The following is a 19659-nucleotide window of genomic DNA, read 5'->3' on the forward strand; positions in this document are numbered from 1 at the left end:
CTTTTCTTTCACAAAATATAGGGCCAAAAAGTAGGGCCAGGCGATTTGTTACTATTACTTTTCTGAAGCTAACTTGTTGAACCAACTCGAATCCGATTTTTATTTTTACTCTCGTGACTACGGTCGATTAGTACCTAGATACCCAAATCGAGACGTTACAGAAATTCGGCTGCGGTGATACTTTCCAGGACCGTTACGACGGGCCACAAAGTTTCGGGAGGTCACATTAGCCGACCAACCCTGGACGAATTGCTTTCCAAATTAAGGGAAGGTGACACTGGTGTTGTTCGCTTTTTTCGGTTGGATAGGAGCCGGGACCATCTCATTTCTCTGATCAGTTAGTTTGCGCAGCGAGGTATTCATTTTCGGGCACTGGATTTAGGGGTAGATAGTTTCAATATGGCATTGTAAATCTATGCCGCCCTAGCAGAATATGACACGAAAAGTCTTTTAGAAAAAACAGGGAAATCTTAGCTAAAGCGACGAAGATAACACATTGGTCGATCCAGTGGTATTATCCCCAAATGTTTTAGAAGGTCAATAAGGCTTTTGAGCGAGGTTTGTCCGTTTCGGAGATTGTAAACATGACTGGGATTGGCATTTCCGAAAACTGATTCTAACTAAATATTGGCATTCTCTGGAAATTCATGAGGTAATTAATCATTTTTTGCTTATTTTCCTTTACATCCTTACACTGGCATATAAAATTGTGAGATGGTCCAGTTTCGCCGGACTGTCAATTATTAAAGTTTTGGTGGGTAAGGGATATGCCACTGCGGATTTCATAGTATATTGAAAATTAACCGCGTACCTATCTACCAGGGCATACATCTCAGTTGGAGTTTAATACCTTTGGAATCGCCACCAGCGTGTATATCAAGTGCTTTCGTAAGAATTGATTTCCCTTCCCACTTCGTTTGAAGTATATAGAGATGGAACGCTGGGGCCTTGAGCCGAAACAATTATCAAGACTTGCAAATTGCCCGACAGGCAGACAGTCAAGCGAGTTGATCCTTTTTATAATTGCAGGCATTGAATAAACACTTTCTCAAGGTATTTATGGCTTTTAACTCCGCCGTTCCCTATACAGCGGTCTTGCCAAATCGCATTTATAGCCTATTTTATAGTAACGGCAATGAACCTATAGCGCATCGTCGATTGGCTGAATGACGTGCCTTTAGCCAAGACACGTCAGGTCGTATTTGTACGATTAATTCCTCAAGAAATAGCCTTACTTCGCTAACCGTATCCGACTTAAAGAGGAACTTCAGAGAGTAAACTTGTTGTAACCCGATGACCCAAGCGGTCGTTCCGTTAATGTCCGATATTTTCCTCATCGTCCGATTCGACTGTTTCAGGATTATAATCAAAATCGGCAGTATCTACCTGATCTGCGTTGTAATCCTCTAATTCAGTTATTTCATTATGAACCCAATCCCCGTCATCCGCTTCCGGTTCGAATTCTGATTTCGTGTCAGTATCAAAATCCTCTGGTTCGTCTTCTAAAGCTTCTGTAATTTCCATTTCCAGGTCTTCCAGTTCGACCTCCTCGAATTCATTCACCAACTCGTCCGTCTCTTCGGGATCTTCCCATTCAATGTCATCTAGGAAATCTTCGGTATCATCATCTACTTCACCCATATCTTCGGTGCTTTCGGGAGTATCCTTCGGGATCAAGTCGGCCAATGAGCGGTTATTGCCAGTACCGGGGCTGTCTTCTAAAGGATTTTCTCCGTTGTTTTCCTCTTCCCATTCTTCCTTCCTACGCTCAAGCTCCTTCAAACGGCTGTGTTCAAAGGCGTCGGCTATATCATTCTCCTCCTCCCGCGCTTGTTCCAGTGCGGCTTTTTGCTTTTCTTCCTCCGTTATAAATTTCCCCTCGGCAGAAGTGACTACCTCCGAATCATCATACTGGAGTACGGCTTCGACCGGTTGCGGTGGTTCAGGCGCACCCGCCCGGTTGCCTGAGAAGGCGGTTAATGCTTCCAGGCCGATAGCGGTTGCTATCGATTTGAACTTGCCGCCTTTTTCGTCTTTTTCCATGATTATTTGGGTGTTTGTGTTGGATTTGCAGATTGATTAAATTGTTTAATCTGAACCAGTAAAGGGTTGACAAGTTGTCCGTCGAATATAAGCGCTTCTCCGGGATTCAGGGTACTGGCAAACTGTTTCTGCCGGTCGTCCATATTCATGGAATTTCCCAAGTAATCCCGGTCCAGCTTATCCTGTAGTTTATGCATGATTTTCAGGTTGGTATTTTTAATGACATCCGCTACCAGTTCGGACGGACTCTGTTCGATGATAAAAATGCCTTCTTTTTTCGCCCTGATTTCGGCGAGCATATCAGTGAACAGGCTGACAGCTTTTCCTGCACTGCCTTGGGAGGCACCTTCTTCAGAACTAACGACGCTCTGCGCCGAACGCTTTAGCAGCCGGTGGGCTTCTTCGATAAGTGTAATGTGGTAAGGGCTGGCCGGATCATTGGAAGGGCGGTTCGTGCGGCTTTCGTACAAATAGGTCAGCAAAAAAGCCATCAACAGGGCCTTTTCTTCGTTTTCAGGCACCTCATCTAGCTCGATTATGCAGGAATGCCCACCCGTTATGCTGGCGATTGTGTCTTGGATCGTCGGGTCGTTAGGTTTGGCCGACCAAAGTTCCGGGCAGAATATCTCACCGAAAAGATCCTTTGTTAAGCTGGCAATACGGCGAGTAAGCACGCCGTGGATTTCTTGTTTGAATTTTGCATCCCAGTTCTGTCCGTCAATGTAGTCGCTGATGAAGTTATAAAAGGATATCATGGTTCGGTCGGTCTGGACACGCTTGGATGGCGTTCCATCCTCGGCCGGAGCGTAAAAAGAAAGTGCTTTTGCTGGATCAAAGAATTCCTTATCACTTAATCCCCTTACTAATCGAAGGGGAACTGTATTCGACATTATCGTATACTGATCGTCCTTCAAAGGTCCTTTCGAGCCATTTGTCCTCCATTCTTTGCGCAACTTGAGCTGATCAGCTGACAGCGAGTCGACATTTTTGAGGGTCTTGAAATTCTTCTGGTTAATTTTTCCGGTCCGGAGACGGGAAGCTTTGAAAAATTCGTAAAGGCAATCCTTCAGTATCTGTCCAGCAATTCCGTGGATAGGGAAGGCCGCCATGATCGCCCCCCGAATATAAGCCAGGTGTTTTCGGGTCGAGATTTTCGGCTCACCGACGAACGGATTGAACCGTAAGAATTCCGGATTTGGTGTTCCATCGCCCAAAAGCGGATTTTTAAGGTCAAATTTTAATAATTTTTTACCTGTGTTTCGGTGATAATGATTATAAATTTCTTTTAGCTTATCAGCGTACTCGGTTTTGACAGGTTCAATTAGGCAAAAATCAATGCCATGCTCAATGAGCTGCTGGATAAGCATCAGCGTGGTATTGGTTTTCCCTGATCCCGTCATCCCGACGATGAGCCCGTGTTTCGTCAAGTCCCTGACTGGTATATGGTAGGGTACCGGGTTCGCCGTCCGGTCGGTAGAACTGGCTGAAATGATATGGCCAAGTTCAATTTTCCGGTTACCAATCTCGTCTTCCGTCGGCCGGTCGGGCTGCAGATTGGGCTGGTAGAAGGGTTTTATAATTCTGGAAGGGATGCCGGGAAGGCCGCTGCTTGGGGCATAGGGCAGCCGGAACTGGCAAAAAACCTCATTCGGGCTGCAAAGATGGGGCATCCGGCTGATGAAGAACTTCAACAGATCGTTCGCCTTTTCCTGCCTCGTCCATTTACGAAGGAGTGACTCGTAGTAATCCGGGTAAAAGAATTGCTTAAACTCATTTATCTCTTCCGGTCTGACCATGTGCGTGATCGACCTGCAATGGAACGTTGCCCGTTCGCCGTCACCAGACTGGGACAGAATGGCGTTGAGAGCGTGCGCAATAAAGGAGGCCGCGGTTTCATCGGCGGAGAATACCTGAACTTTCAGGCTGTATAATTGGTCGTTACTCTGGTATTTGCTGAAGCAGGATAGGGCCGGGGCACCCGACAATTGCCGATGCGCATCGTAGTATTCTTGGCCGTTGGTCTGAAAATGATTGGCCAGGTTACGTTCCGACTCGTCCACCAGTTCGGTGGTAATTGAAAACCGAACTTGGACAGATGCCTGCGCATTTTGTAGCGATCGATAAAAATGGCTGAAGTTCGTCGTTGCGTCAGGCATGGACACTTCGTGGGCTGGCAGTATAAAGTGGGAATACTTTTCGGCTTCTCTTTTCCGATCATGCTCCAGTTCCAGCAATTCCGGCGTTGATCCGAACGAAGTAGCACCTAAGTGAATAGGGAACAGCGACCGTCCGATTTCGAACGCGTGGCCGGATTTCCATTCTGAAAGTTGGTCGATTTCCTGGGTCCCATTCATGGCTCCTGCTGTTGGCGGGCTGGTTAAAACGGTAAATCCATATCCTTCAGGAATCAGTCGGTTTAACTGACTTTGAACCCGTTTTCTCTCCTCTGGTGAGAGATAAACGGATTTTTTGGTGATAATATTGACGATTATGTATGCCCTGATGATTCGGTCATTCGGTTCGTTGACAAGCCGCAGTTCCAGAAAGGCTTTTTCGTAGGCCTCGTTGGACAGAAACAGATTATTGATCGTTTCCAAAAATACTTTCTGACCTTGAAGAAGATCTTCCAGGTAGGTTGCGTCATCGTCCCGGCTGAGTTGCGGGATATGATCGATTCGAATAACGAACAGATTTGATTGCAGGGTGTCATGTACGGCTAGATAGCGCCCGTCGGTTTGCTTCCACCGCTGAATGGCGCAGGTTCTATTCATGGGCTGAAAGTTGATTGTACGGTCCCAAAGAGTTTTGCAGCAACATTAGTACCCTTGAAGTGTTAATTTCGCCGTTCTTATCGAGAATCGAGGTTCTCTCAAGCAGCAATTTGCTGAGTTTTCGGAAATCAACGGCGTTTTTCCGGAAATAGGCTAGCGACCCGACGAAGCTCTCCAGGTTGAGGTGCACGTTATCGGTATGGAGCATCGGCGAGTTCAGAAAACGGACGAGTTCCTGAACGGCTTCCATGATTTCGGAGTCGGATACTTCCGCTTCGGTCGGACGGGGGAGGGGCACATCCTGGGGCGTGAGAAAAGCGGACTCCATCGGCGTACTGCTGGTGGGTCCGTACCGGTACAAGCTATTTTCAGCAAGTTGTACTTTTTCCCAGAGGTGTCGAACCAACTCGGGCCGCCCGGTGATTTTTATCGCGTCGATTAGGCCTTGGAGCATAATCTGCCGGTTGGTAGTCTCAACAGTACGCTCTTCCTGAATGAGTTGAGTCAGCATCCGGTCGATTCCTTCGATCAACTGCCCGTTAAAGGGTGTATTATTAAATACGTAACTCAGGACGATGTCGACGGTAAAAATCTGCTGATTCAGTTCACGGGACGTCAGGTACACCGTCTGCATTGTTTGATTAAGATATTTCCTGATTTTTTCCTTGATGTGTAGCGCAATGTCGGTGAAGTTCTGGATGGATCTGCTTAAGTTCTGGCGATTGGCATAATAATTCTGAGGATTGCGGATCTGATCCGCCCATGCCTGCTGGAAAGCAGCCCGAGCTACTACGACCATTTGTTCAAAGTCTTCTTTCCCGCCTTTAAGAAAGCTGGCGATCGACTGTTGTCCGGAGAAATCGCTGATCATTGTCAGGGTTTCATGATCCATCTCCTTATACGTCCGAATGATCTCGGTGCGGAAGTTAATTCGGATCCAGGCGTCAACATACGAATCATCGGATTGCGCGAACAGCTTTTTGATCGTACTCTCCGGCGAATATGTATGGGTATCGAGAACGAAAAAATCTCTGTTACTTAGCACTACGTATTGACTTTCAGCGTACTGTTTCCAGGACACCATTCCTTCAGGTGGTTTTACATAGATGAACTGACCTTTCGCCACTTTCACGAACAGTTCCCGGCCGAAAGCGTTATCAAAACCGGTACCGGATAACCCTTCTGCATCGGGAAATTTTATATTCCGGGTCAGAAAAACAACTAGAATACAGCCCGTAACGAAGTAGAAAGTTGAAAGCGGAGGCATTGTTTTCGTTAGGGAAGACTGGGCGAAGGCCAGCAGAGCGGCCACGAAAATCGCGCCTATCCCAGCCCAGAAGGTGCCATCCACGACTCCTTTCCAACGTGTAGATGCCTTCTGGTAGCGGGAAGTCCAAAATCCGCTTTGAGAAATCCATTGCGCCAGATCGAACAGCAGGTCGCTCAATACGGTCAAGGCGAGCCCAGTGCAGATAAAGCCCAGACTCAGGCCGTATTTCACGGCAGGGCTCGTCGCCCAGTTAGCCACCGGTTGACTGATGGCGATAAGAAATAAGCCGAAAATTCCCGTAAACTTATTCATGGTTTAGAGAGGATTTGGTTTGTGAATGATTATTAATCGTGGGGGCAGCAGGTCCATTCTGTCGCTTCCAGAGCATTTCCTGAAACTGTTGTAGCCATTCCGCCGACATATCCTTCAGCGACTTTTCGTAGAGATCTGTTTTAGCCGCTATGTAGAGTTTGGCGTTTTCGGCGTCTACCTGGAGCCGACTGTTGAGTTCTGATGTCGATTTATGCAGATTATATTTCGACCGGTTAAGCTGTTCCTGTTCCTGGTATTCCAAGACCTCGTCGTATAGCCCACGGGGAGTCAGGAATTTGACGGTGACCGGCGCTATTTCAATCAATAGGAAAAGCAGGGTGACCAGGATGGATGTCCAGCGAACCGACGGGTTATCGCGGAGGGTGTGGAGGAGTTCAATCTGCTCGATTAGGTCCAGGCGATCGAATTCGTTCCGGTAAGTCTCAAACCCAGCTTTTTCTTTTCTTGTTTTTCGCTGTAGGCTATCTAAGCTGTTTTCTTCATGGCGCGCCTGGTCCCTTATGTTGAGGGATTCTTCGGCCAGGCGCGTCGTGATTGCCATGATTTGCTGATTCGTCGTCTGTAGGTCCCGTTTCGCCTGCGTAAGCTGCCCTTCATATTGCTTCCGCAACAGTTGGGCCTGCCGCCCTTGTTCATTCGGTTTATAATGCACCCGACCGAGGTCGTCGACTGAGCGGAAATAATTTGCTCGGAGTATCTGGGTTTGTCTGGCAATTTTCTGTTTGAGTTCAGCGATAGCGGTCGTCTGTTCCTGTTTGGTGTTTTTTTGTTCTGTGAGTTCCGGGTCTCTGTAGAGTTTTTCCTGCTTTTCTTGGGCCAACCGGTTGACACGCTCACGCTCGCCGTTCAGGGTTCCGAATTGCTGTAGAGATTCTCGGGTCACCAGAGCTGTCTCCTTCTCTTTGTTTTCGATCCACACATCGTGGATACGATTATTGAAAATAAGCGTCTCGATCGGTATGGAGATGGTGAAACCGATAACTAAGGCGATCGCCAAGCGGATGGCGAACATAGACCAGTTTTTACGGAGCATCTCTTTGCGGAGAGCCCGAAGCCGCATGATCCGTCGCTCTTCGTTGATATCCTTCTCCGTCCAGAGTAGTGTCTCGGCACGCGAAGGAATATATGGCTTCCGCATGCTGATGAGTATCGCCCGGTCCAGGTTGAAGATGATGAACCCCCAAAATGGACCGAAAAGAAAGGGTACAAATAGATTTCCTGAAATCGAGTAGATGGCGTAGCCGCCGGAGACGCTGGCCAGCAGCGCGGTGAGCAGGACGATGGTTCCAAACATCACGTACTTTTGGATTTCGGTAGGATGGTTCTCCAGGATCTCCGGCAGACCGCCCCCCCATTGAATCCGCTGGCGCGTAAACCAAGAAAGGTATTGTTTCTTTTCCATGATAATCTAGGTTATTTTCCATTAAAAAGCGTGTGCAGATTGAGCTGTTGAGTCATTCGGAACTTTAATTCCTGCAAAGCCTGATCAAGCATCGTCAGACCGGCCTCTGGGGTAACCGGTAGCGGAATGAAAGCCGGTGGATCAGGAATCCCCCCCAGCGGATCGAGGTCGGCAACCAGGGTAGGCGGTTCTTCAAGCAGACATGCCGGAATGTTCAGTTCCAGATGAAGATTGGTCAAGTACTCGTTGATTGAGGAAGCGAGCAGTGTTTCAAACAGGCCTTCCGAATTTGCGCCGGGCGGAACGAACAGCTCCGGGTCGGAGTCGACGCTCAGGTCGACTTGGGGAAGCGGAGAGGTGTCCAACACCGGATCCTCGCCAGCCTCTGAAGCCCCTAAATCAGCTGGTTTCGGTTCGTCGGCGAGTATGTTGAACCAGTCTGAATAGGTCGGAAGCGTGCCCATCCCCGGGTGATCCGGAAATAAGCAGCTGACTATGGCAGACCGCGAGCGTTCCGGAACTGCAGTCAGGCGCGACCGGATTTCCGCAGTCAATGGGTTGTTGGGATAAAAAGACCCCGGGATAAATAGGGCAGCCAACAGAGTCGCCAACGCATAATACCCCATGGTTGGCATAGGCGTTACCGAATCTTGGTCATTGTTCAGGGAGCGAATGAGTTCGGGGGGCGACCAGGGGCTTAGTGACAGCCCCGTCGTCGGCGTTTCCTGGGTTAGCTGGTAAAGCTTTTCGTAGTCCAGAAAGGCGGCTTTACCAGTTTTATAATTTACTGCAAGTTGCTCATCCGTTCCGTCGATAAATGTCAGCGCACAAGCTTGTAACCAGGAGAAACCGGTTACCAACTCCCGGGCCATCGCAATCTTGATTTCCGGCGCCATTTGGAAAAATTCTGCGTTTTCTACTGGATGAGTCAGGCTGTCCCGTACATTGCGGAGGGTTATCCAGTCGGCGTCAAGCGCAAGGCCGGCGTAGCCGTAAAACAGTAAGCCCTCAATACGCCCTTTGAATACAAGTTGGGGGATGGCCCTGAAGATTTCCTGCGAAAAAGGACGCTCCAGATGGTTTTCGTGTAAGCGGTAGTATACGGCCAGATTTCGCTGAACGTCGAGCAACCTGGTGTATTCCGCCGGTTCCAAGCCGTCGTTCCGAAACGTAAACAGTTTCACGAAGAGCAAGCAAGGACTGTGTTCGCCGTTGATCCTGTCGCAGAAAAACGTCGTGCCAGTATCATTGGATAAGAGCGACATGAGTTTCACTGGACCGGCCACGGTAGGAGCTTCCACGTCGAGGTGCTTGACAGCGTAAAAAGCGTCCAGCAGACCGGAACTGCTCGCGTACTCTATTTGAATCCTGATCATAATCTGCCTTGTTTTATTGTCACCTTAAGGCGGGTAGAGATGCCGAGCGAAAGCCCTTTCTGATCCCAGTAGATACGCTAAAAATAGGCAACCAAACAAGACACCAGACGCAACTAATAGAAACTGTCAAATTTTCTTTTCGGAACTAAACACGCTAATAATGAGGGTGTTATTCTTATTGCTAACCCTTAGACTTTATTGATCTTTTAAAAATTTTTCAAAAAAGTCCAGGCCATTACTTTTAGTTTCCAAAAGTTTCTTATATCAATCGATAATTTCGATATATATTTAATGGCAAATTATCTACTGCTTTTATGGTAGCTGATCAAACAGATAGAAGTTTCATCGTTCCCCGAAAACTATATTTGGAACGTCTCCAACTACATAAATTACAGCTTTATATAGACTTCCACTGGGAGCATCTGCAAACGGCATTACTAGAGGAAATTAGAGAGCCGTACAGTAATGAGCTATTCTACACAAAATTCTTAACGTACAAGTCTAAAAAAAGACCGGGTACCATTGCGCATGTTTCGAAGGGAGAATGGAGCCGATTGCAGCTCCATGACAGGGACGTGACTGATTGCAGAAATATCGTCGATAAGTATAAAACTCACACAAGTGAAAATCTAACAAAGGGTACTTCCGGTATTTTAAGTGTTGACTGGAAAACCAGAAATCATCTAATTTATGCTAAGTTCGTCCATTCGGTTAAAAGTAGATTTCAGAAAGATACTTTTCACTGGAATGAGGCCAAGCTTGACTGGGAACCGGGTAAAACGTCATCTGAATGGTTTCTGGACGGAATCCTAAAGAAAAAGGTGCTCGAAGATATGACCGGTGACTGGTACCTTTATCGGTATTCAAGATTTGGCATTAAACGGATGAATTTGTCAATTACTCCTTCTTCTGAAGATTCGGATCTGTGGCAAGTATTCATCTACGACGAAAAGTACGGCGAAAAAGTCATTGTTTTCCGGGGAAGTGCATTCAGTACCAGCGAGCAACGGACCGTTTTGTTGTTGGAAGATGAGTCCAAAAAATATGGCCACGCCCTTTTTTTTTCTTTAGAACTATCAGAGTCTGATCGTCGAGAAGTCTGCTTAGGCCATTTTACTTATTTTTCACGGGCACCGAAGGTCGGCAAATACTTGAGCAAATCTATTGTACTTCTTCGGCCAACCGTCCTATCTGACCCGGATAATACGCCCCTTTTTCCAAAAATGCTTGCGGGGATAAGCGACTGCCTTCATGAAGAAAAACTGGTATTTGAGTATCTGAGTGAACCGGCCCTTAACCGATTAACGACAATCAGCTCGCCGATCCATTCTTTAAGAGATTTCGAAATATGGTCGGAGTTGCAGAAAAACAGGAAAACCGTAGTAAGTGGTCAAGTGACGAAGGGGGATGATCCCTTCTATGTATTTTATATAAAAAAACAGAATTCCAGAGAAAAAGGGAATGAATATGCCTATAATCTCTACACCGATAAATTAACCCTGACGTTACTGGACCGGGAAAGCAAGTTCAAGGCCCGGTATGAGCATTTTAAGAGTTCTTTAGATGGCCGCTTATCCGTACGATTGAATAGCTACAACGGAATGCTTGAAAAAACCCACCCATTCTGGTTCGGCATGTTGTTGTCCACAAGCAAACACCCTTTATTCATCAATCTTCATTTGCCCGGGTTGCCCGGGGAGGATTACTCAGATCCGGTTGATTGTTACATTGGATCAGTAACTGGTCCCGGTGATAAACCATATATTATGGTTTCTTACACTTGCGTTGTCGTTCCATTCAGCGTACTTCCCGACGATGTCGAATGGGTTAGTTCTAAAATTGAAAAAATAAAAGCCTATTTGATCAAAGAGGCAGAAAGGGGATGGGGGGTCATTGATCCGGCCTATGGAAAAGTATATTCTTTTAAAATTGATGAATTATAATGGCTACATGGGTGAGTTCGGATTCAGCATTAGACATTACTGAGAGCATCTCATAGTGAAGGCTTCCGTTATTAAATTGTTCCGCTTTTTCCATTTGTAGATGAGGAATTCACATTTTTCTAATAAATGAGCCGTATGCGGTAGGCATCAGCCGTTACCAATGATATTCAACATTTCGAATACGAAGTGTCGGCGTACTCATGGCGTTTAAGGTGCTGATTTTTAAGCTGTATGATGTTGCAAGTCAAGTTGGTTCACTGTGCCAATTTATTAGATCAATCTACTGCAGAATCTGTACAACCAGAAAATAGAATACCCATCTTAAGCATTAATTCCTTCAATTTCCTTATTGCTCGCCTTCAATCTTTAAACTATATTTGACCCAATGAGGACAAGTCTAAATTTGGTCAAATATGCTGGGAGAAAAGCTTAGAAGGCTCCGCGAAGCCAAAGGTCTTGTTCAAAGGCAAATTGCTGCTGAACTCGAATTGGATACAGCATACATCAGCAAACTGGAGAACAATGAAAAGCCAGTTAGTCGCCACCATCTTAAAAAACTAGCTGCATTATTGGATTACCCTGAAGACGAACTCCTGACCCTCTGGTTGGCCGACAAACTATATGACCTAGTAAAAAATGAAGCGTTGGCCCTAAAAGCAATGGAAGTGGCGCAACAGGAAGTGATCAACAATTCAACACCCAATTCGAACTAATGGCGGTTAAAAAATCTGAGCTTTACTCTTCACTCTGGGCAAGTTGCGACGAATTGCGTGGTGGCATGGATGCCAGCGAATATAAAGACTATGTACTCTTGATGTTGTTTATTAAGTACATCAGCGATAAGTATGCAGGAGTACCCTATGCGGCAATCACCGTTCCCGAAGGAGCCAGTTTCAAGGATATGGTTGCTCTAAAAGGAAATCCGGATATTGGCGACCTTATTAATAAGAAGATTATTGGGCCAATTGAGCAGGCTAATACATCTCTTGGCTCCATTAAGGTTGATTTTGATAACCCGGAAAAATTGGGCACGGGTAAGGAAAAGGTAGACCGTCTCACCAAACTCATTGGTATTTTTGAGGGTCTCGACTTCAGTACCAACAAAGCGGAAGGTGACGATCTGCTAGGTGACGCCTATGAATACCTGATGCGGAACTTTGCCACGGAGAGCGGTAAAAGCAAGGGTCAGTTTTATACCCCCGCCGAGGTAAGCCGCATCATGGCTAAAATCATCGGTATCAATAACCACAACACCAGCGCCGACACCACCATTTATGATCCTACCTGCGGATCGGGATCGCTGCTGCTGAAAGTAGCTGATGAAGCCGAAAAAAAGATTACGATCTACGGACAGGAAAAAGAAAGTGCAACCGCTGGTTTGGCTCGGATGAACGTCGTTCTACACGATTGCCCAACGGCTTTGATTCGATGCACCGGTAATAGCACACTTTCTGACCCGCAGTTTAAAGATGCGAATGGCGGACTTCAACAGTTTGATTTCGTAGTCGCGAATCCGCCGTTTTCCCTGAAAAGCTGGAGCAATGGCGTGTATGATTCCGAGAATGGAGACATAAATTCGCTTTTTCAGGAGGGGACCGATTATGGCCGTTTCAACGGCTTTGGCATTCCGCCCGAAAAGAATGGAGATTATGCCTTCTTGCTCCACATCATCCGGTCGTTGAAGCGCAACGGAAAAGCCGCCGTTATCCTGCCTCATGGGGTTTTGTTTCGGGGAAATGCAGAAGCAGATATTCGGAGGAATCTAATTCGCAAGGGCTATATCAAGGGTATAATTGGTTTGCCGGCCAACCTGTTTTATGGTACCGGTATCCCGGCCTGCCTGATCGTGATCGACAAGGAAAATGCTGAAAACCGGAAGGCTATTTTCATGATCGACGCCAGCAAGGACTTTACGAAAGATGGACCCAAAAACCGGCTGCGTGATCAGGACATTCATAAGATCGTGGATGTGTTTAATAAGCGACTGGAGCTGCCTAAATACAGTCGGATTGTTCCATCAAGCGAAATTGAAACGAAAGAATATAATCTTAACATCCCGCGCTACATCGACAGCCAGGACGATGAGGATATGCAGGACATTGCTGCTCACCTGAACGGCGGTATCCCGAATGCCGACATCGACGCCCTGCAAGCCTACTGGGAAGTTTACCCGTTGTTGAAACTTAGTCTGTTTGAGCCACACGACCGGTTGGGCTACAGCCAATTGGCGATTGACAAAACCGCCATCAAAGCCACCATTTTTGGCCATCCCGAATTTATCACGTACAGTAACCAGGTTCTCGGCGTGTTTGCCGACTGGCGACAGCAGGCCACCCAGATGCTGAAAGGGCTGGATGTGGGGGTAAAGCCCAAGCAGCTTATTCATGAGTTATCGGAAAGTCTGCTACAGGCGTTTGCGAACCTCCGGCTGATCGACAAGTACGATGTGTATCAGCACCTGATGAGCTACTGGAGCGAAACCATGCAGGACGATTTGTTTGTGATTGCCGCCGACGGCTGGCAGGCCGGGCGTGAGGTCTACCGGATTAAGAAATCGACGAAGGACAAAAACGGCAGCACCAAAGAGAAGGACATCGACGGGCTGGACGGTATGGAAAGTAAACTGCTCAAACCCGCCCTGCTCATTAACCGCTACTTCGTGGCCGAAAAAACCGTCCTCTCCGCGCTGGAAACCCGGCGTGATAGCGTTGCCCTCCAGCTCGAAGAACTGGAAGAAGAACAGGGCGGTGAAGACGGTTTGCTGGTCGAAGCCAAAAATGACAAAGACAAAGTAACAGCGGCCAGTGTAAAAGACCGGCTCAAGAAAATTAAGGGTAACAAAACCGACGCCGACGAACGCGCCGTACTGGAAACCTACCTGAAGCTAGCCGATACGCAGAGCGACCTAAGCAAACAGATAAAGGAGTTGCAACGCACACTGGAAACCAAGGTCTGGAACCACTACAAAACGCTGGGCGACGATGCTATTAAAACGCTGGTGGTAGATGACAAATGGATGCAGATTCTGGACAATGCCATCCACACCGAAATGCAGCGTATTAGCCAACGACTCACCCAGCGCATTAACGAACTGGCCGACCGCTACGAAACGCCCCTGCCGCTGCAACTGGATGAGCTAAAGGAACTGGAAGAGCGGGTGAACGCACATTTGGCTGCTATGGGATTTGAATTAGAATCATCGCCAAATTCCGCCGTGTTTGCGACAAACTAAGCCGATTAAATTATCATGGAACTGAAAGAAGGCTATAAACAAACAGAAGTTGGCGTAATTCCTGAGGAGTGGAAGGTACGAAAACTTAATGACTTAATTAATAAACCTATTACGTATGGAATAGTACAACCTGGTGATAATCAACCAAATGGCGTTTTTATGATTCGCAGTCAAGATTATACAAATGGTTGGAATCCATTAGAGACTATAATGAAAGTTTCATTTGAAGTTGATAAACCATATGAACGGTCAAGAGTAAGTAAAGACGATTTACTCATAACTGTTGTAGGCTCTAATGTCGGACGTATGGCAATAGTGCCTGAGTTGTTAGATAAAGCCAATATTTCGCGTTCAGTCGCGAGACTTTCAATTAATACTTCAAAGTTTGATAGCTCGTACTGTTATCATATATTAGTAAATAATCAAAATGAACTAGTGCAGGCTAATCAAGTTGGTGGTGCTCAACCAGTAATGAATTTAAAAGAGTTAGGCCTGTTTTACATCCCTCTTCCACCCACTAAAGCCGAGCAAACTGCCATTGCCACCGCCCTCAGCGATGCCAATGCCCTCATCAGCCGCTTAGAAACGCTCATTGATAAAAAACGAGCCATCAAGCAAGGAGCCATGCAGCAATTGCTAAAACCGAAAGAGGGATGGGTGGTAAAGAAGTTGGGGGAATTATTTTCAATAGCGGCAGGGGGCGATTTAGATAAATTCAATTATTCTTCATTTAAAGATGATATCTATTGTTATCCTATTTATTCAAACTCATTATTAGAGAATGGACTTTATGGATATAGCTCGTCATTTTCTTGTATTGAGAACACAATAACAGTTACTGCACGTGGTAGTATTGGGACAGCTAATGCAAGAAACCATAAATATTCAGCTATTGGAAGAGTATTAATATTGAGCCCACTTCGAGAATTAGATTGCTTTTTTATGGCTGAATATATTAATAGTAAACTTTCATTTGTTCAAGAAAGTACAGGTGTCCCTCAATTAACGGCACCGCAAATTGCAATGTATGAAACTGTTATACCACAATATGAAGAACAAACCCGCATCGCTCTAATCCTTTCCGATATGGATGCCGAAATCACTGGTTTGGAGCAAAAGCTATCGAAATACAAGCGGCTGAAACAGGGCATGATGCAGGAGTTGCTGACGGGTAAAACGCGCCTGGTATGAGCAACGAATTAACCAGCAACCTGCTGCTCGATTCGGTCAGGCAACTCATCGAGCAAAGTCGTCAGCAGCTTGCCATTTCGGTCAATGCGGCCATGAGTCTGTTATACTGGCAAATTGGCAAAACCGTCACCACCAATACGTTGTACGATCAACGGGCGGAGTACGGCAAACAGATTGTCGCATCCCTGGCGCGGCAATTGGAAGCAGACTATGGTGCATCGTTCTCAGAGAAAAATCTACGGCGTATGATGCAGTTCGCCACGGTTTTCCCGGATGAGCAAATTGTCGCATCGCTGATACGACAATTGAGCTGGACGCATATCCTGGTGCTGATTCCGATAGACGATCCCTTAAAACGAGAGTTCTACACCCAGCTCTGCATTCATGAAAAATGGAGCGTTCGCACCTTCCGGGAGCGCATTCAATCCATGCTCTACGAGCGAACCGCCATCAGCAAAAAACCGGAGCAGACGATTATCAACGACTTGGCGCTGCTCAAAGACGAACAGAAACTAAGCCCCGATCTGGTATTCAGAGACCCTTATTTTCTGGATTTTCTGGGTCTGTCGGACGCCTATTCCGAAAAGGATTTGGAAACCGCCATCATTGTCGAACTGCAACGCTTCCTCACCGAACTGGGCAGCGACTTCGCCTTTATGGCCCGTCAGAAACGCATCACCATCGACAACCGGGACTACTACATCGACCTGCTTTTCTATCACCGTCGCCTAAAGTGCCTGGTTGCCATCGACTTGAAAATCGGTGAATTTGAAGCCGGTTTCAAGGGCCAAATGGAGCTGTATCTGCGCTATCTGGAGAAATACGAACAACTGGAAGGCGAAAACACCCCCATAGGCCTGATTCTATGTACCGGCAAAAATGAGGAGCATGTGGAGTTACTGCAACTGGATAAAAGCAACATCCGCGTAGCCGATTACCTGACTGCCCTGCCACCACAGGCCTTGTTGCAGGAGAAACTCCATAAAGCCATTGAACTAGCCCACCAAAAACTGGCCCGATAATCCATGAATACCGTAGGTCAACCCGAACGCCATACCCAGAACCGGATCGTCAAGCTATTCCGCGACAAATTGCATTACGGTTATCTGGGGAACTGGGAAGACCGAACCACCAACAGCAATATTGAGGAAGCGCTTTTGCATTCGTATCTGATCAATAATGTCGGTTATAGCCCTGAGCTGGTGAAACGGGCCATCTACAAACTCCAGAGCGAGGCAACCAACTACGACGGTAACCTCTACAACAACAATAAAGAAGTTTACAAACTGCTGCGTTATGGCCTGGAGGTAATGGCCAATCCCGGCGAGAAATACCAGCGGGTGCATTTCATCAACTGGGACAAGCCGGAAACCAACCACTTCGCCATTGCCGAAGAAGTAACCATTCAGGGCAACCGCGAAAAACGCCCGGATATTGTACTATACATCAACGGCATTGCCGTGGGCGTGCTGGAGTTGAAACGGAGTATCGTCTCCATCGGCGATGGGATTCGTCAAAATCTGGTCAACCAGCGAGCTGAGTTCATCCAGCCCTTTTTCTCCACCATCCAGTTGGTCATGGCGGGTAGCGACGCGGCTGGCCTGCGGTATGGTACAATCGGTACGGAAGAGAAGTTTTTCCTGCAATGGAAAGAAGACGAAAACGAAAACAGCTTGCTCAAGCTGGATAAGTATCTGATTAAACTCTGCACGAAAAACCGTCTGCTGGAAGTCCTGCACGATTTTGTGCTGTTCGATGGCGGAAAGAAGAAACTACCGCGTCATCATCAATATTTTGGCATCAAGGCCGCACAGGAACACGTTCGTCGGCGCGAAGGCGGCATCATCTGGCACACGCAGGGCAGTGGCAAAAGCATCGTCATGGTGTTGCTGGCCAAATGGATACTGGAAAATAACCCCAATGCCCGTGTCGTCATTTTAACCGACCGCACGGAGTTGGATAAGCAAATTGAGCGGGTTTTTAACGATGCCGGTGAACCCCTCGTTCGCACGTCGAGCGGGCAGGAACTCATGGAGCAACTGAGCCAGCCGATGCCCCGACTGTTGTGTTCGCTGGTGCATAAGTTCGGCAAGAAAGACGTCGAGAACTTCGACAAGTTCATCGACGAGTTGCAGCGTGGTCCGTCGGCGGCCGTGGGTGAGGTGTTCGTTTTTGTCGATGAATGTCACCGTACCCAAAGTGGCAAGCTGCACAAAATCATGAAGGCCATGCTGCACAACGCCGTGTTCATCGGTTTTACGGGTACACCCCTGCTGAAAAGTGACCGGCAAACCAGTCTGGAAGTATTTGGAAAATACATTCACACCTATAAATTCAATGAAGCCGTAGCCGACGAAGTCGTGTTGGATTTGGTGTATGAATCCCGCGACATCGATCAACGGCTAACCTCCCCCCGGAAGGTCGATGAGTGGTTCGAGTTGACCACAGAATCACTGAATGACTTTCAGAAGTCGGAGCTTAAAAAGAAGTGGGGTACGATGCAGAAAGTACTCAGTTCAAAAAACAGAATGGAAAAAATCGTGCTCGATATTCAGCACGATTTCCGGAAAAAGCCCCGGTTAAGCTCCCATTTTGGCAACGCTATTCTGGTGGCAGGGAGTATCTACGAAGCCTGTAAATACTACGAACTGTTTCAGCGGACGGAATTTAAGAAGCGTTGCGCGGTTATTACCTCCTACAACCCGGCCACAAAAGATATCAATACCGAAGACACTGGTGCGAATACGGAAACGGATAAGGAATTTATTTACAATATCTATACCGACCTACTGGAGCGGGTAACGCCGGTAGCGGGCAAAACCAGGACCGAAACGCACGAAGACATTGCCAAAAAGCGCTTCATCAAAGAACCGGCCACCATGCGGTTATTGATCGTGGTCGATAAACTGTTAACCGGTTTCGACGCGCCGACCTGCACCTATCTATACATCGACAAAAAAATGCAGGATCATGGCTTGTTCCAGGCCATTTGCCGGGTCAACCGCCTGGATTCGGACGACAAGCAATTTGGCTACATTGTCGATTACAAAGAACTGTTTAAGAACCTGGTCAACGATAAGGGAACCGGAGCCATTCAGGTCTATACCTCCGAACTGGACTACGATCAGTTTCAGAAAGAAGACTGCGACATTCTGTTGCAGGATCGCGTGAAGAAAGGCCGGGAACGGCTGGACAATGCATTGGAAGTTATTGTCTTGCTGTGTGAACCGGTTGATCCACCAAAATCCGAACTCGATTATCAGCACTATTTCTGCGGCAATACGGAGATTCCTGAGGAGCTTAAAAATACAGAATTACGGCGTACGGCTTTGTATAAAGCTACCGTGGCCCTGATTCGGGCTTACGCCAATTTAGCCGCCGAACTCGACGAAGCCGGGTATTCTGCCGCCGAGCAGGACGACATTAAAAAGCAGGTTGATTTTTACCTGAAACTGCGGGAAGAAATACGGATTGCCAGTGGTGAGGTACTGGATCTGAAAGCGTACGAAGCCGATATGCGGCACTTGATTGACCATTACATTCAGGCTGAGGAGCCGACGCCCACCTCTCCCTTCGGTGATTTGTCGTTGATCGAACTGATTGTACAGTCGGGTCTGGATACGGCCATCGACAAACTTCCCGACGGCATTAAAGGCAATCAGCAGGCTGTAGCCGAGACGATTGAAAATAACGTAAGGCAGAAAATCATCAAAGATCACCTCATCGACCCGGCCTTTTTTGAGGACATGAGCAAGCTGCTGAGTGAAATCATCAAAGAGCGCAAAGCCAATGCCATCACTTACGCGGAATACCTGAAACAAATGGCTGATCTGGCGGCTACCGTGCAGGCTGGTAAAAAGGATAACGTCCCCATCGCGTTGCGTACACCCGCACAACGGGCGCTGTATAATAACCTCGACCACAATGAAGCCTTAGCGATAAAAGTGCATGAAAACATTATCGAGTATAAGCCAAACGGCTGGCGGGGTGTTGATACGCGGGAGAAGGTTGTGAAAAAGGCTATTTACGAGGTGTTGGGAAATGTGGCCGAAACCGAGCGGATTTTCGATATTGTCAAAAAGCAGGGAGAATACTGAT

General features: G+C 47.2%; 11 protein-coding genes. 6 read left to right on the forward strand and 5 right to left on the reverse strand.

Annotation, left to right across the window (positions count from 1 at the left end; all coding sequences use genetic code 11):
* Window positions 1-1314: 1314 nt before the first annotated feature.
* The 5 genes from ACS5NO_RS28140 to ACS5NO_RS28160 are packed head-to-tail and all read right to left on the reverse strand — an operon-like array spanning window position 1315 to window position 9195.
* On the reverse strand, window positions 1315-2043 hold the full coding sequence (locus tag ACS5NO_RS28140; protein ID WP_439418218.1) for a hypothetical protein: 729 nt from the start codon (window positions 2041-2043) through the stop codon (window positions 1315-1317).
* Window positions 2044-2045: 2 nt separating this feature from the next.
* Entirely contained in the window at window positions 2046-4814 is a 2769-nt protein-coding gene (locus ACS5NO_RS28145; RefSeq protein WP_439418219.1) for an ATP-binding protein, read from the reverse strand.
* Complete coding sequence (locus tag ACS5NO_RS28150) at window positions 4807-6396, reverse strand: hypothetical protein (protein ID WP_439418220.1); 1590 nt, start codon at window positions 6394-6396, stop codon at window positions 4807-4809. Before ACS5NO_RS28150 ends, ACS5NO_RS28145 begins: the two co-directional genes overlap by 8 nt.
* The gene (locus ACS5NO_RS28155; protein WP_439418221.1) at window positions 6389-7819 is read right to left on the reverse strand and encodes a DUF4407 domain-containing protein; all 1431 of its coding nucleotides are present in this window, start codon (window positions 7817-7819) and stop codon (window positions 6389-6391) included. The genes ACS5NO_RS28150 and ACS5NO_RS28155 overlap by 8 nt, the downstream gene beginning before the upstream one ends.
* 11 nt (window positions 7820-7830) lie before the next feature.
* A complete protein-coding gene (locus ACS5NO_RS28160) occupies window positions 7831-9195 on the reverse strand; it encodes a hypothetical protein (RefSeq protein ID WP_439418222.1) in 1365 nt (454 codons plus the stop codon).
* A gap of 365 nt (window positions 9196-9560) precedes the next feature.
* On the opposite strand from ACS5NO_RS28160, the gene ACS5NO_RS28165 reads away from it, so the two are divergent.
* The 6 genes from ACS5NO_RS28165 (at window position 9561) to ACS5NO_RS28190 (ending at window position 19658) form a co-directional block, all read left to right on the forward strand.
* Entirely contained in the window at window positions 9561-11138 is a 1578-nt protein-coding gene (locus ACS5NO_RS28165; protein WP_439418223.1) for a hypothetical protein, read from the forward strand.
* Window positions 11139-11551: 413 nt separating this feature from the next.
* Window positions 11552-11851: a helix-turn-helix domain-containing protein gene (locus ACS5NO_RS28170; RefSeq protein WP_439418224.1), complete on the forward strand. Its 300-nt coding sequence runs from the start codon at window positions 11552-11554 to the stop codon at window positions 11849-11851.
* On the forward strand, window positions 11851-14370 hold the full coding sequence (locus ACS5NO_RS28175; protein ID WP_439418225.1) for a type I restriction-modification system subunit M: 2520 nt from the start codon (window positions 11851-11853) through the stop codon (window positions 14368-14370). Before ACS5NO_RS28170 ends, ACS5NO_RS28175 begins: the two co-directional genes overlap by 1 nt.
* A gap of 15 nt (window positions 14371-14385) precedes the next feature.
* Complete coding sequence (locus ACS5NO_RS28180) at window positions 14386-15561, forward strand: restriction endonuclease subunit S (protein ID WP_439418226.1); 1176 nt, start codon at window positions 14386-14388, stop codon at window positions 15559-15561.
* Complete coding sequence (locus tag ACS5NO_RS28185; RefSeq protein ID WP_439418227.1) at window positions 15558-16583, forward strand: PDDEXK nuclease domain-containing protein; 1026 nt, start codon at window positions 15558-15560, stop codon at window positions 16581-16583. The genes ACS5NO_RS28180 and ACS5NO_RS28185 overlap by 4 nt, the downstream gene beginning before the upstream one ends.
* 3 nt (window positions 16584-16586) lie before the next feature.
* Window positions 16587-19658: a type I restriction endonuclease subunit R gene (locus ACS5NO_RS28190; protein ID WP_439418228.1), complete on the forward strand. Its 3072-nt coding sequence runs from the start codon at window positions 16587-16589 to the stop codon at window positions 19656-19658.
* Window position 19659 lies beyond the last annotated feature (1 nt).

The sequence above is a fragment of the Larkinella fluvii genome, from assembly GCF_051857545.1.
Taxonomy (GTDB): domain Bacteria; phylum Bacteroidota; class Bacteroidia; order Cytophagales; family Spirosomataceae; genus Larkinella.

Coding starts and splice junctions, on each gene's coding strand:
- ACS5NO_RS28140 (WP_439418218.1), bottom strand. CDS start 2,043: ATGGAAAAAGACGAAAAAGGCGGCAAGTTCAAATCGATAGCAACCGCT.
- ACS5NO_RS28145 (WP_439418219.1), bottom strand. CDS start 4,814: ATGAATAGAACCTGCGCCATTCAGCGGTGGAAGCAAACCGACGGGCGC.
- ACS5NO_RS28150 (WP_439418220.1), bottom strand. CDS start 6,396: ATGAATAAGTTTACGGGAATTTTCGGCTTATTTCTTATCGCCATCAGT.
- ACS5NO_RS28155 (WP_439418221.1), bottom strand. CDS start 7,819: ATGGAAAAGAAACAATACCTTTCTTGGTTTACGCGCCAGCGGATTCAA.
- ACS5NO_RS28160 (WP_439418222.1), bottom strand. CDS start 9,195: ATGATCAGGATTCAAATAGAGTACGCGAGCAGTTCCGGTCTGCTGGAC.
- ACS5NO_RS28170 (WP_439418224.1), top strand. CDS start 11,552: ATGCTGGGAGAAAAGCTTAGAAGGCTCCGCGAAGCCAAAGGTCTTGTT.
- ACS5NO_RS28175 (WP_439418225.1), top strand. CDS start 11,851: ATGGCGGTTAAAAAATCTGAGCTTTACTCTTCACTCTGGGCAAGTTGC.
- ACS5NO_RS28180 (WP_439418226.1), top strand. CDS start 14,386: ATGGAACTGAAAGAAGGCTATAAACAAACAGAAGTTGGCGTAATTCCT.
- ACS5NO_RS28185 (WP_439418227.1), top strand. CDS start 15,558: ATGAGCAACGAATTAACCAGCAACCTGCTGCTCGATTCGGTCAGGCAA.
- ACS5NO_RS28190 (WP_439418228.1), top strand. CDS start 16,587: ATGAATACCGTAGGTCAACCCGAACGCCATACCCAGAACCGGATCGTC.